Raw genomic sequence first — 13,084 nt, 5'->3', positions numbered from 1 at the left:
AAGATTCCTATGTTAGCAATGGAATATCGGGGCCCCAAAAGGGTCCGTGCCGTGCAAAAGCCCATGCCGGAAATCAAGCATCCCCAGGATGCCATTGTGCGGGTGCTGCGCACCTGCATCTGCGGCTCCGACCTACACCTATACAACGGCAACGTGCCCGACACCCGCGTGGGCTCCACTTTCGGCCACGAGTTTATCGGGGAAGTAGTAGAAATCGGCTCGGAAGTAACCAAGCTTAAGACCGGTGACCGGGTGATTGTGCCCTTCAATATTGCCTGCGGCGAGTGTCACTTCTGCCGGCAGGGTATGTTTGGCAACTGCCACGAATCGAACACCGAAGCTACGGCTGTAGGCGGTATTTTTGGCTATTCCCACACAGCCGGCGGCTACGACGGCGGGCAGGCCGAGTTTGCCCGGGTGCCCTACGCCAACGTGGGCCCCACCATCATTCCCGAGGGCATGGACCTGGACGATGCCGTGCTGCTCACCGACGTGGTGCCCACCGGCTACCAAGCCGCCGAAATGGCTGGCATTCAACCCAATGACACGGTCGTCGTCTTTGGGGCCGGTCCGGTTGGTATTATGGCCGCCCGCTGCGCCTGGCTGTTCGGCGCCGGCCGGGTCATCATTATCGACAAGGAAGACTACCGCCTCGAATTTGCCCGCAACTACTCCTACTGCGAGGCTTACAACTTCGAGGAAATCGGGGACCCGGTGGTATTTATCAAGAAAACCACTGACTGGATTGGGGCCGACGTAGTCATCGACGCCGTGGGCGCCGAGGCTGCCGGCAACGCCATGCAAACCATTACGGGCCGCAAGCTGCTGTTGCAGGCCGGCTCGGCCACGGCCGTGCACTGGGCCATCAACTCGGTCAAGAAAGGCGGCGTGGTGTCGATTGTGGGCGTGTATGGGCCTACCGACAACCTCATTCCGATTGGCAACGTGCTCAACAAGGGCCTGACCATCCGGGCCAACCAGGCTTCGGTGAAGCGCCTGCTCCCGCGCCTGATTGAGCACGTGCAGAACGGCACGCTCAACCCCAAAGGGCTCATTACTCACCGCATTCCGCTGGCCGAAGTGGCCGACGGCTACCGCATGTTCTCGGCCAAGCTCGACAACTGCATCAAGCCGGTGATGATTCCCTAACCTGCCCATTTGAAACGCCGACTGACCATGGAAACTAACGTAATCAATACGCCCATCGACCCCAAGCAGATTCCGGGCTGGGGCGTGGACGCCGACCCCAAGAACGACCCGACCTACCCCATGCGGGCCCGCATGAACGTAACGCAGGACCCCGACAGCAAGCACCGGCCCACGCTGCAGCCGCTGGAAGTGGAGAAGCTGCGCTCCATTGAGCGGCCCAACGTATCGGCCGTGTACGGCACTACCGTGCCGCCCATGGGTCTGAGCGGCGCCATCCGCCGCTTGGCCTTCAAGTACAGCGAAAACCGCTACCGCCACTGGCTGCCCCTGATTGTAGCCGACCGGGTACAGGTGGTAGAAGGTATTCTGGACGACCTGGTGCACGGCACGGTGCCCAACATCTGGGCCGAGAAGGGCTACGACGTGGAGTGGAAACACAACCGCACCGCCTTCATTACCAAGATGGCCACCATTGCTGCCCTCACGGCCGGCACGATTGTCTGGCTCAGCTCGGGCAACAAGGAAAAAGGCTTCCGCCGCCGCGACAACCAGCGGCGCTACTAGCCGCCTCCAGGCAGGTAAGCCAAGCAAAAAGCCCGTTCGGAACTGCTCCGGACGGGCTTTTTCGGGTTTCAACAGCGTTACCGGTTCACGTAGTCGAGCAGGAACTGCCCAGCCTGGTAGCGGATTTTGGTGACCGAGCCGTAGTCTACGTTGAGGCGAAAGGCGTTGGCCAGGGGCAGGTCGAGGCAGTGGCAAAGCAGGGTCCGAATCAGGGCGGCGTGGGCGAAGACCAGCACGTCGGCTTCGGACTCGGGCTCGGCGGGCTCGGTGAGAATATCGGTCAGGAAGGCCACGGCCCGCTGTTGCACTTCGGTGAAGGTTTCGCCCTCAGGGGCGCGTTGGGTCACGAAATCAGCTTTCCAGGGTTCCAGCTCGTGGCTCGGCAGCTCGGCCCAGGCCTGCATTTCCCAGCGGCCGAAGTGATATTCCTTCAGGCGCTCATCCAGGCACACGGGGCCCTCCACCACGTCTTCGGCCAGGCGGCGGCAGCGCGACAAGGGGCTGGCGTAAGCCCGCACGGCACCCGCACCCAGCCCGGCGGCCAGCACCCGGCAGAGCCGGGCTTTTTCCTGCTCGTAGCGCTGGCTCAGGCCCACGTCGGTTTGCCCGTAGCAGATGCCGGCCGCCGTTGCCACGCTCGTATGTCGAATCAGGTAGATATCCATGCTGTCCACTGGTGTCCGAACGAGGTAGAGACGCAACCTTGCGTCTCGTCGTTGAACGACACGTCCTCACGCCGCCTGAGTAAACAACGATTGAGACGCAAATATGCGTCTCTACCCCCAGTCGCACGAAAAAGCCCGGCTGGTAGAACGACCAGCCGGGCTTTTAGTTTACGCGAGCCTACTTCCGGCCGTTGATAATCTCGTCGACTACGGCCGGGTCGAGCAGGGTCGTCACGTCGCCGATGTTGCTGGTTTCGCCCTCGGCTACTTTACGCAGGATGCGGCGCATGATTTTGCCCGAGCGGGTTTTGGGCAGCCCCGACACCAGCTGAATCTTGTCGGGCTTGGCGATTTTACCGATTTCAGCCACCACGGTTTCGATAATGCTGGCCTCGACGTGGGGCTTGTCGGTGGCCGTGTCGCAGGCGCCTTCCCGGCAGATAACGAAGGCGTAAATGCCCTGGCCCTTCACGTCGTGGGGGTAGCCCACCACGGCGCTTTCCACCACGTTGGGGTTCTGGTTGATGGCGTTTTCGATTTCGGCCGTGCCAAAGCGGTGCCCGCTCACGTTGATGACGTCGTCCACGCGCCCGATGATGCGGTAAAGGCCGTTTTCGTCGCGCCGGGCCCCGTCACCGGTGAAGTAGTAGCCCGGATAGGGTCCGAAGTAGGTTTGCTTGGCCCGCTCATGGTCGCCGTAGGTGGTGCGGATGATGCCCGGCCAAGGCGCCTTGATAGCCAGATAGCCTTCCTGGTCGTTGCCCTCAATTTCCTGGCCTTCCTGGCTGAGCAGTACCGGCTGCACGCCCGGCAGCGGCTGGCCCGCGTGGGCCGGCTTGGTGGGCGACACGCCCGCCAGGGCCGAAATCATGATGCCGCCGGTTTCGGTCTGCCACCAGGTGTCGATGACCGGGCAGCGCTCCTTGCCCACGTGGGTGTGGTACCAGTGCCAGGCTTCCTCGTTGATGGGCTCCCCCACCGAGCCCAGGATGCGCAGCGAGTCCAGGGAGTAGCTGAGCACATTGTCCAGGGGCGTGGCCATCAGGCTGCGAATAGCGGTGGGCGCGGTGTAGAACACCGTCACGCCGTGCTTGTCAATCACCTCCCAGAAGCGGCCCGCGTCGGGGTAGGTTGGCACACCTTCGAACATGAGCGTGGTAGCACCGTTGAGCAGCGGGCCGTAGAGCAGGTACGAGTGGCCCGTGACCCAGCCAATGTCGGCGGTGCACCAGTAGATGTCGTTTTCCTCGACCTGGAACACGTTACGGAAGGTGTAGTCGGCCCAGACCATGTAGCCGGCCGTGGTGTGGACCACGCCCTTGGGCTTGCCGGTGCTGCCCGAGGTGTAGAGGATGAAGAGCATGTCTTCGGCGTCCATTTCCTCGGCGGGGCAGGTTTTGGCGGCTTCCAGGGCTTCTTCGTGGTACCAGACGTCGCGGCCTTCCTGCATGTGTACGGGCCAGCCCAGGTGTTCCACCACAATCACGCGGCGCACCGAGGGGCAGCTTTCCAGAGCCTCATCCACCACCCGCTTCACCGGAATCTGCTTGGGCCCGCGGTTCAGGCCGTCGGAAGTCAGCACCACCGAGGCTTGGGCATCGTTGACCCGGTCGGCAATGGCGGTGCTGCTGAAGCCGGCGAAGATGACCGAGTGCACCGCTCCGATTCGGGCGCAGGCCAGCACGGCAATGGCCAGCTGCGGAATCATGGGCATGTAGAGGCACACCCGGTCCCCTTTTTCCACGCCGTTATTGAGCAGCACGTTGGCAAACTGGCACACCTGCTGGTGCAGCTCCCGGTAGGTGTAGCGAATCTGCCGGGTTTTGGGGTCGTTGGGCTCCCAGATCAGGGCCAGCTTGTTGCCGCGCGAGGCCAGGTGGCGGTCCAGGCAGTTCTCGGTGATGTTGAGCTTGGCGCCGCCGTACCATTCGTTGCGACCTACCACGAGGTCGGCTTTGAGGACCGAGCTCCACTTGCGGCGCCAGGTAAAGGGCTCGGCCACGTCGGCCCAGAACTGCTCGGGGTTTTCAACGCTGCGGCGGTAGGCATCCTGGTAGTCTTCGAAAGTGCGGATGCGAGAGTGTTCGAGGGGCATAGTTCGGTGCATGGAAGTCTGGGCGGCAGTTTACGAAAAAGTTAGGCCCCATCCCTCCCGTATTGTCGCAGTTTACTTAGCGCCAATAACACCATCAGCAACTTGCCCCGGCCGAAGGTCCAGCCACACCCCCTACTCCACCGGGCCGCTCATCATCTGTTCCATCCAGGCCAGGGCCCCAGCCGAGTGCAGGCGCTCCATGGATACGATGGACATGTCGGCAGCTTCGGCGGCCCGGGCGCGCATGGCGGTTTCGTAGTGGCCGATGGCCTCCCGGGCACTGCTAAACCCGGTGTTGGTCAGGCACTCACTCAGCTCCAGGGCGTCGAGCATGGCCATGTTCACTCCTTCACCGGCGTAGGGCGGCATCAGGTGGGCCGCGTCGCCGAGCAGGGTAATGCCGGGCTGGGCGGGCCAGTGCTGGTCGAGAGGCATGCAGTACTGCGGGCGGGGCACGAAGTAGGCCGCCGTGGCAAACAGCTCCTGCCACACGGGGCTCCAGGCGGCAAAATCCCGGGCAAACCAGGCCGCTACCTGGGCGGAATCGTGAAAGTCGATGCCGCTGGTGGCTACCCAGTCTTGGGTGCTGGGCTGACAGGTGTAGAAAGCCAGGCTCCCGTCGCCCTTGGCGCTGAGGATGATGGACTGCTCCCCTTCGAAGGCAAATACTTTCCCACCCCGGACCAGCTCCCACAGCGTCGGGGTCTGCCGGGCCGCGTCGTACACGTTGCCTTCCACCAGGGTAAAGCCCGTGAAAAAGGGCGGCAGCGGCGTCACCTGGGCCCGCACTTTGGAATTAGCCCCGTCGGCCCCTACTACCAGGTCCGCGTACACCCGCCGCCCGTCCCGGAACTGCAGCTGCCAGCCCTCGGCCGCCGGTTCCAGACTTTGCAACTGGCAGTTCCAGACAATAGTGCCGGGTTGGAGCGAGTCGATGAGCAGGTCGCGCAGGGGGCCCCGGTCAATTTCGGGGCGGAAATGGGCGTGACCAAAATCGGCGCTGCTGGTTTCCTGGTGCTGGTCGAAATGAATGACGGCCTGGGCATCAGTAAGGCGGAGCTTGTCGGCCCCGGGGCGGTAGTGGGTCCGGAACTCGTCGAGCAGGCCGGCCGCGTCGAGGGCCCGCAGGCCGGATTCTTCGTGCAAATCAAGGGTGGCACCCTGCTGGCGGGCGTGGCGGTCGGCGTCGCGCTCATAGATGGTCACGTCGGCGCCCTGCTGCTGGAGCAGGCGGGCCAGGGTCAGGCCGCCGGGGCCGGCGCCGATGATGGCGGTTTTTTTACCGGTAAGAAGCATGGTCTTCGTAGGTTAGTGAGTTACGAAGGCAAAGCTAGAGCGGGGGCCAGGCGGAAAATTGTATAAATCGGTCGTCTTCGTTGCGGGCCAAGTCCTTGGGCCGGGCCCCGGCAAACTTGCGCACTTCCCGGATGAAATGGGCCTGGTCGGTGAAGTCCTGCTCGGGAAACAGCCGCCCGGCCTTGAGCTGCGGAAACGACGCCCGAAACCGCAGAATGGCGCAGTAGGTCTTCAATGATACCCCGAAGTATTCCTGGAAGTAGCGGTTAATCTGTCGGCTGCTCCAGCCCGCTTCGGCCGCCAGCTCGTGCACGGGCAGGGCGCCGTCGGTGGCGTAAATACGGGCAAACAGCCGCTGCTTGCGCGGGTCCATACTGGGGCTGAGCAACGTGGGCAGCGTGGCGTTGAGCGTGGTGCAGAACTGGTTGAAGTCGGCCAAATCAGCCGCCGTGATGCCCCAGAAGCCGGGCGGCAGGGCCTGGACGCCGTTCACGATATCCGCCACTTTCGTATGCAGCAAGTACTCGGCCGCCGGCAGGCGCAGGCTCACGGCGTACATGACGGTTTCGGCGGCCAGCGTGACTTGCTCGGCCTCGGTGCCCAGGCCCATGAGCGTGGCGTGCAGGGGCTCGGTGCGGGAATACGCAAACAGCACGTCGAGGCGGCCGTCGGGCAGCAGGCGGATGGGCCGGTCGACTGCGGCGCCGGTTTGCAGCCGCCAGAAGCTTTCAACTACTCCTGCCAGCGCCGCGGCCGGCGGCCGGATTTCATAGTCCAGATGGTGCATGGATTCTCGGATAATGCAGGCGTTCCGACCACATTGAGGCGGCAGGTTTCAAGGTTGACGTTGCAGCGCGGCTGATATTTTAAGAACGTCGTGCCGAGCCCGACCTAGGCACGCAAGCGGGCGGACGTTGTTTCGTCTGTCATCCTGAGCCCGGCGAAGGACCTCCCTCACCTAACCCAATGAAGGTAATACCAACGTGCAAAAGCCCTTCGCCAGCAGCTGACAAAGGGCTTTGTGCATTTATGTACCCTAGTCACTCAGGCCAGGAAGGTCCTTCGCTTTGCTCAGGATGACAGACGAAGAAAGTACTACTGCGGTAGAGATGCTTCGACTTCGCTCCGCTGCGCGGACGCCGGATCAAGCATAGCATGACAGAACAAACAACATCTGCCCGCTAATCCATAATCCGCACGTTGCGCACGTCTTTCATATACTTGATGCCCACCACAAAGCAGACCAGGGCAATAACGACCGGGTAAATCAGGCCGGAGAGGCTGCTGTGGTCTTTCCAGAACGTGCCCGCCGGCTGGGTGGCGGCCCACACCGAAATCCAGGTAGCTACCAGCGGCACGAAGCCCCCGAACACGCCGTTGCCGATGTGGTAGGGCACCGACAGGGACGTGTAGCGCACTTTGGTCGGGAACAGCTCCACGAGGTAGGCCGCAATGGGCCCGTAGACCATCGTCACGAACAAGACCAGGCAAAACGTGAGGGCAATGATGGCCGGCAGGTTGGGGTTCAGGGCTTTCATGACGGCGGGCACGGCCTTGCCGGCGGCATCCACGGTGGCGGGCGTGACTTCGGTGAGCGGACCGGCAAAGGCCTGGATGCCGTAGAACAAGGGCACCGTGAACAGCGCCCCGCAGAGCATGCCGGTCATGATGATGCGCTTACGCCCGATGCGGTCCGAAAGGCTGCCGAAGTACACGAACAGCGGCGTGGCCAGCAGCATGGCCGTCACCAGCACGATGCTGGCGTCGACGAGGTCCATTTTCAGGGTGTTCTGCATAAAGGAATAGGCCTGAAACTGGCTGGTGTAGAATATCACGCCCTGTCCCATCGTGACGCCAAACAGGGCTACGAGCACCAGGCGGCGGTTTACCGGGTTCAGAAAGGAGTCACGCAGCGGACTCTTGCTGGTTTTGCCCTCAGCCTTGGCCTTGGCAAACAGCGGCGACTCGTGCAGCTTGAGCCGGATGTAATAGGAAGCTACCACCAGCAAAGCCGAGAGCAGAAACGGCACCCGCCAGCCCCACTCCTTGAAGGCCGCCTCCCCCGTCAGCTTGCGGGTAATGACGATGACCAGGATGCTCAGAATCAGCCCGCCGGTGGCCGTAATCTGAATGAAGCTGGTGAAGTAGCCCCGGCGCTTGTCGGGGGCGTGCTCGGCCACGTAGGTGGCGGCCCCGCCGTACTCCCCACCCAGGGCCAGCCCCTGCAACAAGCGCAGCACCAGCACGATGAGCGGGGCCGCCAGCCCGATTTTGTCGTAGCTCGGAATCAGACCGGTGACGACGGTGGAGCCGCCCATGATGAGCAGGGTGAGCAGGAAGGTGTACTTACGCCCGATCATGTCGCCGACGCGGCCGAAGAACAGCGCCCCGAACGGCCGCACTACGAAGCCGGCGCCAAACACGGCCAGCATGCCCAGCAGGGTTTCCTCGGGCTTACCAGCCGAGCCAAACAGCACCGGCCCGATAATGGCTGCCAACGAGCCGAAGATGTAGAAGTCGTACCACTCGATGACGGTACCCACCGAGGAGGCGGTAATTACCTGCCAGATTTTGCCGGTTTCGACGGCGTTGTTGTCGTGGGCCACCGGCGCGTCGGCGTCAGCGGAGGTAGTGAGGTTGGGGCTGGGCGTATCGAGGCCGAGTGCCATAAGCGGGAATTGGTTGAGATGAGCGGGCCGGCACCTGGCCTTAACCACGGGAAGAACAAGATTTTCAACCTCAGCCTGCTAGGCTAGGCTTCTCCCCCAAGTAAAGGGAAAAATCCGGTTCCGGACTCCCGTGCCCTCCTGCCGGCCTAGCTTTTTTTCCCGCTGGGCCCTTCCCAGCGCATCACCAGAAACTTGTCGCCGGCCTCGGTAACGACCGTGCCCCCGCCCACCAGGTTTTCGGGCTGCTGGAAATAGGCCTGCAACTCACTCAGGCTCAGCACCTGGGACGTGGGCCGGGCTTCGGTTTGGCGCGGGGCCTGCACGGCGTACTTTTTCACCCAGTTCATCACGCTCACGTGGCTCACCCCCAGCAGCCGCTCAATCTCGCGGTAGCTCACGCCTTCCAGATACAGCTGCAGGGCCTTGACCACATAGTAGGTATTGACTTCCCTGCCTATCTTGGCCACCGTGAAATGGTAGCCGCAGTTCTTGCACCGGTAGCGCTGCCGCCCCGCGATAATGCCGCTCTTGGTAGCGTCCTTGTGCTGGCACTTGGGGCAGATGATCTGGTCCATATTCGGTTTAAACGCTGTGAACGGCTGAAAGCTATAGGTAGTTAGCAAGTCTATACTCCGTTTAGCAGCCTTCCGTTACCCCATATTTCTGCTGGTCATGAAGAAAATTCGGGGCTACCGCCGTAAGCTGCGCGGGCTGCAGCAGGATTGCGCCCACCATAGCCCGCTGGACGCGGCCGAGTTGTTCCGCAGCCACTACGACTACGCCAAGCTCGGCCTGGGCGCCTGGCATTGGCACGGCCAGCGCCTGCCCAAAGCCGTGCGGCAGCTGGCCGCGCAAAAGCTGCTGCGCACCTTCGGGCAGTGGCAGGGGCAGCTCACACGGCAGGCGGGGCCGTTTTACCTGGCCGTCTGGCTCACGGAAGCCGACTTTGCCCACACCTCCCAGGTGGTGGCTGGCATTCAGGAGCGGATTCCGTGGTACCAGGACGTGTTTGGCCCGGCCGTGCCCGACGCTCCGCCCCTGCCGCCCGAGTACCAACAGCTGCCCGGCGCCGACCACCTCAGCTGGACGACGCACGCGCACGAGGAGTGGCTCGACACCTTCGACTACCCCAACGGCTGGCCGGCCCACGAACTGCGCCGCCCGCACCGCTTTCATACCGCCGAGGATGGAGAGCAATACTTAATTGTCCAGATTGGCTGGGTGTGGGTGGGCCAGTTTCCCAAGTGAGTTGAGCCGGCTTCTCCCAGGACCCCAGATATAATCCAAGAAATCAACTTCGGGCTTCGAGCCGGCTACCAGCCAAAAAGTTGGGACCTTCTAGCCATCTACCAGCCACCTTGCGCGGCGCTTTTAGTTAGCCCCTGGCTTCAATAAATCCTATTATATAGGCCGTTCTAAGTCATTTCCTCACAGCCCCAGCACTACCGCCAGCAGGGCTTCCACGCTCAACCCCAGACGACGCATATCGAGTCGGTCCAGCGTGTCGGTGGGCTCGTGGTAGTGCTTGTTGCGGTAGAAGGCGGTGTCGGTGAGCAGCACGGCGGGGTAGTCGAACTGCCAGTAGTTGAGGTGGTCGGAAAAGTCGATGCCGGGCAGCCAGGCCGGGGCCTTGAAGCGCTTCACGGGCAGCGCCGCCTGGGCTTTATAGCGGCGGGCAAACTGCCGGCCGAAGCGCCCGTTGCCGAATTTCTGAGCCACCGTCACGTAGTTGCCCCGGCTGCCGTACACCAGCTTCAAGGGGCCCACGGGGTAATCCTGGGTGTGTTTCCGGTCGTCGTAGTAACCCAGCATTTCCAGGGCTACCATGCCTTTCACGGCCACTCCCGCATCGTGCAGGGACTTGGCGTGCACGTAGCTGCCCATGTGCTTGGTGCGGAAAAACGGCGGCTCTTCCAGCGTGTAGGCCACCAGATCCACACGGTAGGGCAAGCTGGGCTGCTGGCCCAGCAGGCGGGCCAGCTCCAGCAAAGCGGCCACGCCGGTGCCGTTGTCGTCGGCCCCGGGCTGCTCCCCGCACACGTCGTAGTGGGCCCCAATGATGAGGCGGGGACCATTTTCGGGGCCAAAGGAGCCGAGTACGTTGCGGTAGGTATTGCCCTGCACCGCGTAGGGCTGCTCGCTGAGCCGGGCCCCGGCGGCCTGCAGCTGCTGTTGGATATAGCCCGCGGCCTGGTTGAGGCTGGGCAGGTGCTGGTAGTTGCGGGGCTGGGGCGTGCCAGTGAGGGCCAGTAGGTGCTGGCGCAGCCGCAGGGTGTCGGCCGGCAAAGCGCCCGGGCCGGCCGTAGCCAAGGAAGCCCCCAGGAGCCCGGGCAGCAGTGCCGCTACGAAGCGTTTCAGATAAAGCATAAGATGACGATGACAGCAGACGAATGAAGAGCCCCGCCCGCAGTAGAGACGCCTATTTGCGTCTCAATCGTTGCACGAGTAGAATCGACCCGCTTCAACGTCAATCCAACAACGTCAGCTACGACTGAGACGCAAGCATGCGTCTCTACCCCTATTTTACCACCAGCCGGGCCTTTTCCGGGGCTACGCTAATGGTGGCAATAGCCCCGGCGTTGAACTGCAGAAAGTCGGTTTCCACGCCGTCGGAGAAGATAACCCCATTGGCGGGCATGAACGACTCGATGAGCAGCGGCTCGTATTCGCCCAGGATGCCGGCCGTAATACCGGCCTGGGTGCGCTTGCTCTGGAAGGCTTCGCGCACCACGAACATCAGCTCATTCTCGGCCAGCGCGGGCTGGGCCGTCGGCACTTCATCCGAGTCCAGAAACCGCCGCATGCCGGCCGTCATGTTGAAGATGGAGCTCAGCCAGCCCGTCGAGCCCGACTTGGTGGAAACGATGACGCCCGACGAGGAGTGGCTTTCCTCCTCATCCTGGTAGCCAATCCGGTAGCGGGCCGATACGTGGGAGGCGGCCCCGATAAAGAGGTCGTTGAAGGCCAGCAGGCGCTGCCCGTCGTTGAGGCGGGCTTCGGCCAGGGCCGCTTCCCGCACCTGGTGCTTGCCGGCCATGACGCGCTCCACGGCCCGCAGAAAATCATCGGGCGTGAAGGGCAGCAGCACCCCGTCGTAGCGCTCCGGGTCGGGATTCACGGCAATAATGGGGATGCCGCCCACGTACTTGGCCGTGTTGGCCACCAGCCCATCCTGCCCCACCACGACCACCAGCTGCTTGGGGTTGAACAGGAACGAGGGCAAAAAGGCCCGCTCCACCAGCTTGTTTTTCACCACGGATGAAAGGCGGCGCTGCACCAGGGAAAACGACTCCTGAAACCGGTCATTTTCCCGCTCGTAGTCGGCAAACTCCCCGCCCAGGCTTTCGATGTAGAACCGGGCCTGGGCCTTGGTATTAAACCGCTCGATGAGCTGCTCCAGCCGGGTTTTGTTGCGCACCAGAATGGCGTAGTCGATGCCGCTGCTCATCGTCTATTCTGCGGGTTCTGGGGCCGGGGCTGGTCGGGGGCGTCGCTGACGAGGGAGTCGAGCAAGTCGGGCGAGATGTTGAGGGTGCCGATTTTGGCGGCGTTTTCGGCCAGCTCCCGGAAGGCCAGGGCAATGTTGAACTTAGGGTCGGGGTTGTTGCTCAGGGCCACCAGCAGCTTCCAGTCCATGTCCTTGTAGGGCCGCAGGGTGGTTTCGAGCACGTAGCCGCGGGTGTCGGCCTCGCGGCGCTGGTTTTCGGCGTTCTGCTCGATGAGCTGCTTGCGCTGCTCCTCCACGGCAATGTCGGCCTGGACCTGCATTTCGCGCAGCTGCCGGGTGCTGGCGGCCCGCTGCATCTCGCCCTCGATTTTCTTCTCGGCAATCTGCTTGTTCTTTTCCTCCACCGCAATTTCGGTGTTCAGCTCGCTCTCCCGGATTTTACGCTCCTGCTCCACGGCAAAGTTGCGGCGCTCAAAGACGGCCTGGTCGGCTTCCTGCTGCAGCTTTTCGCGGGTTTCGGTTTCCAGGGCCCGGCCCATTTCGGGGGTGGCCTTCACGGCCAGAATATTCACGCCCAGCACCTCAATGCCCAGCAGCCCCACGGCCCGGGACGCGGCCAGCCCCTCCACGATGTTGACCTCAATGGCCTTGGCCGCCCGCATGGCGTCCTTCAGGCCCAGGCTCTGCACGAAGGTGGCCGTGGCCGTCTGGGCCTCGTTGACGATGCGCTGGTGGAGCTTTTCCAGGTCGTTTTTCTTGTAGACGCCCCGGCTGTCGACGGTGAAGTCGAGCACCTCGGCCAGCTGCTTGGGGTTGCCGGCCTTGTAGGTTATCTGGCCCTGAATCGAGACGGTCTGGTAGTCGTGGGTGGTTTCGTTGAAGATGAAGGGCAAATCGTTGCTGCCCATTGGAATGGCCACAATCGAGCTGTTGGGCCCAAAATAATAGAACGACAACCCCCGCCCCTCCTTCGCAATGCGGCCATTCTTGAAGTGAATGGCGTAGGTCATCGAGTCGAACTTGATATGGTTTATTCCGAACATAAACAGGTGGTTGACGGGGTTGGCACGACGGTAAAAGTATCCATAGTTGAGAATATTGTGGGGTTGTTTGCTGTAAGCAACTGTCATCCTGAGCCTGCGAAGGACCTTACCACGCTAGCACGAGTCGTTGTTACGATAGTCGTTCAGCTGTTATA

At 62.4% G+C, this 13,084-nt stretch carries 12 protein-coding genes; 3 read left to right on the top strand and 9 right to left on the bottom strand.

What is annotated here, in order from left to right; genetic code table 11:
* The first annotated feature begins 9 nt into the window (after positions 1-9).
* Positions 10-1,149 carry a zinc-dependent alcohol dehydrogenase gene (locus CLV45_RS08135; RefSeq protein WP_100335864.1) on the top strand — a complete coding sequence of 380 codons (1,140 nt, stop codon included), beginning with the start codon at positions 10-12 and terminating at the stop codon, positions 1,147-1,149.
* Positions 1,150-1,176: 27 nt separating this feature from the next.
* The gene (locus CLV45_RS08130; protein ID WP_100335863.1) at positions 1,177-1,713 is read left to right on the top strand and encodes a hypothetical protein; all 537 of its coding nucleotides are present in this window, start codon (positions 1,177-1,179) and stop codon (positions 1,711-1,713) included.
* Positions 1,714-1,790: 77 nt separating this feature from the next.
* On the opposite strand, the gene cobC is transcribed toward CLV45_RS08130, so the two are convergent.
* The 6 genes from cobC to CLV45_RS08100 all read right to left on the bottom strand — a co-directional run bounded on the left by cobC (position 1,791) and on the right by CLV45_RS08100 (position 9,013).
* Positions 1,791-2,378, bottom strand: coding sequence for an alpha-ribazole phosphatase family protein (cobC, locus tag CLV45_RS08125; RefSeq protein WP_100335862.1), 588 nt, complete (start codon positions 2,376-2,378; stop codon positions 1,791-1,793).
* 178 nt (positions 2,379-2,556) lie between these two features.
* On the bottom strand, positions 2,557-4,473 hold the full coding sequence (acs, locus tag CLV45_RS08120) for an acetate--CoA ligase (protein ID WP_100335861.1): 1,917 nt from the start codon (positions 4,471-4,473) through the stop codon (positions 2,557-2,559).
* Positions 4,474-4,605: 132 nt separating this feature from the next.
* Positions 4,606-5,769 carry an FAD-dependent oxidoreductase gene (locus tag CLV45_RS08115; protein ID WP_100335860.1) on the bottom strand — a complete coding sequence of 388 codons (1,164 nt, stop codon included), beginning with the start codon at positions 5,767-5,769 and terminating at the stop codon, positions 4,606-4,608.
* 34 nt (positions 5,770-5,803) lie between these two features.
* Positions 5,804-6,556 carry a helix-turn-helix domain-containing protein gene (locus tag CLV45_RS08110; protein ID WP_100335859.1) on the bottom strand — a complete coding sequence of 251 codons (753 nt, stop codon included), beginning with the start codon at positions 6,554-6,556 and terminating at the stop codon, positions 5,804-5,806.
* A 394-nt stretch (positions 6,557-6,950) separates the two neighbouring features.
* Positions 6,951-8,438 carry an MFS transporter gene (locus tag CLV45_RS08105; protein ID WP_100335858.1) on the bottom strand — a complete coding sequence of 496 codons (1,488 nt, stop codon included), beginning with the start codon at positions 8,436-8,438 and terminating at the stop codon, positions 6,951-6,953.
* 146 nt (positions 8,439-8,584) lie between these two features.
* Positions 8,585-9,013: an IS1/IS1595 family N-terminal zinc-binding domain-containing protein gene (locus tag CLV45_RS08100; protein ID WP_100335857.1), complete on the bottom strand. Its 429-nt coding sequence runs from the start codon at positions 9,011-9,013 to the stop codon at positions 8,585-8,587.
* A 97-nt stretch (positions 9,014-9,110) separates the two neighbouring features.
* Here CLV45_RS08100 and CLV45_RS08095 point away from each other — a divergent pair, with 97 nt between their 5' ends.
* On the top strand, positions 9,111-9,686 hold the full coding sequence (locus CLV45_RS08095; protein ID WP_100335856.1) for a hypothetical protein: 576 nt from the start codon (positions 9,111-9,113) through the stop codon (positions 9,684-9,686).
* 180 nt (positions 9,687-9,866) lie between these two features.
* Here CLV45_RS08095 and CLV45_RS08090 read toward each other — a convergent pair whose 3' ends face one another.
* The 3 genes from CLV45_RS08090 to CLV45_RS08080 form a co-directional block, all read right to left on the bottom strand.
* Positions 9,867-10,805, bottom strand: coding sequence for a M28 family peptidase (locus CLV45_RS08090; protein WP_100335855.1), 939 nt, complete (start codon positions 10,803-10,805; stop codon positions 9,867-9,869).
* Positions 10,806-10,956: 151 nt separating this feature from the next.
* Positions 10,957-11,886, bottom strand: coding sequence for an NAD(+)/NADH kinase (locus tag CLV45_RS08085; RefSeq protein WP_100335854.1), 930 nt, complete (start codon positions 11,884-11,886; stop codon positions 10,957-10,959).
* Positions 11,883-12,929, bottom strand: a complete 1,047-nt coding sequence (locus CLV45_RS08080) for an SPFH domain-containing protein (RefSeq protein ID WP_100335853.1) — start codon at positions 12,927-12,929, stop codon at positions 11,883-11,885. The genes CLV45_RS08085 and CLV45_RS08080 overlap by 4 nt, the downstream gene beginning before the upstream one ends.
* Between the last annotated feature and the right edge of the window lie 155 nt (positions 12,930-13,084).

Origin of the sequence: Hymenobacter chitinivorans DSM 11115, from assembly GCF_002797555.1 — a bacterium.
Taxonomy (GTDB): Bacteria; Bacteroidota; Bacteroidia; order Cytophagales; family Hymenobacteraceae; genus Hymenobacter; species Hymenobacter chitinivorans.
Note: the sequence above shows the minus strand (reverse complement) of the source record. Positions and strands in the feature narration are given on the sequence as shown.

Excerpts from the sequence above, each read along its gene's own strand:
- CLV45_RS08130 (WP_100335863.1), top strand. The coding sequence starts at position 1,177 with ATGGAAACTAACGTAATCAATACGCCCATCGACCCCAAGCAGATTCCG.
- CLV45_RS08135 (WP_100335864.1), top strand. The coding sequence starts at position 10 with ATGTTAGCAATGGAATATCGGGGCCCCAAAAGGGTCCGTGCCGTGCAA.
- cobC (WP_100335862.1), bottom strand. The coding sequence starts at position 2,378 with ATGGATATCTACCTGATTCGACATACGAGCGTGGCAACGGCGGCCGGC.
- CLV45_RS08110 (WP_100335859.1), bottom strand. The coding sequence starts at position 6,556 with ATGCACCATCTGGACTATGAAATCCGGCCGCCGGCCGCGGCGCTGGCA.
- CLV45_RS08080 (WP_100335853.1), bottom strand. The coding sequence starts at position 12,929 with ATGTTCGGAATAAACCATATCAAGTTCGACTCGATGACCTACGCCATT.
- CLV45_RS08085 (WP_100335854.1), bottom strand. The coding sequence starts at position 11,886 with ATGAGCAGCGGCATCGACTACGCCATTCTGGTGCGCAACAAAACCCGG.
- acs (WP_100335861.1), bottom strand. The coding sequence starts at position 4,473 with ATGCCCCTCGAACACTCTCGCATCCGCACTTTCGAAGACTACCAGGAT.
- CLV45_RS08115 (WP_100335860.1), bottom strand. The coding sequence starts at position 5,769 with ATGCTTCTTACCGGTAAAAAAACCGCCATCATCGGCGCCGGCCCCGGC.
- CLV45_RS08095 (WP_100335856.1), top strand. The coding sequence starts at position 9,111 with ATGAAGAAAATTCGGGGCTACCGCCGTAAGCTGCGCGGGCTGCAGCAG.
- CLV45_RS08105 (WP_100335858.1), bottom strand. The coding sequence starts at position 8,438 with ATGGCACTCGGCCTCGATACGCCCAGCCCCAACCTCACTACCTCCGCT.
- CLV45_RS08100 (WP_100335857.1), bottom strand. The coding sequence starts at position 9,013 with ATGGACCAGATCATCTGCCCCAAGTGCCAGCACAAGGACGCTACCAAG.
- CLV45_RS08090 (WP_100335855.1), bottom strand. The coding sequence starts at position 10,805 with ATGCTTTATCTGAAACGCTTCGTAGCGGCACTGCTGCCCGGGCTCCTG.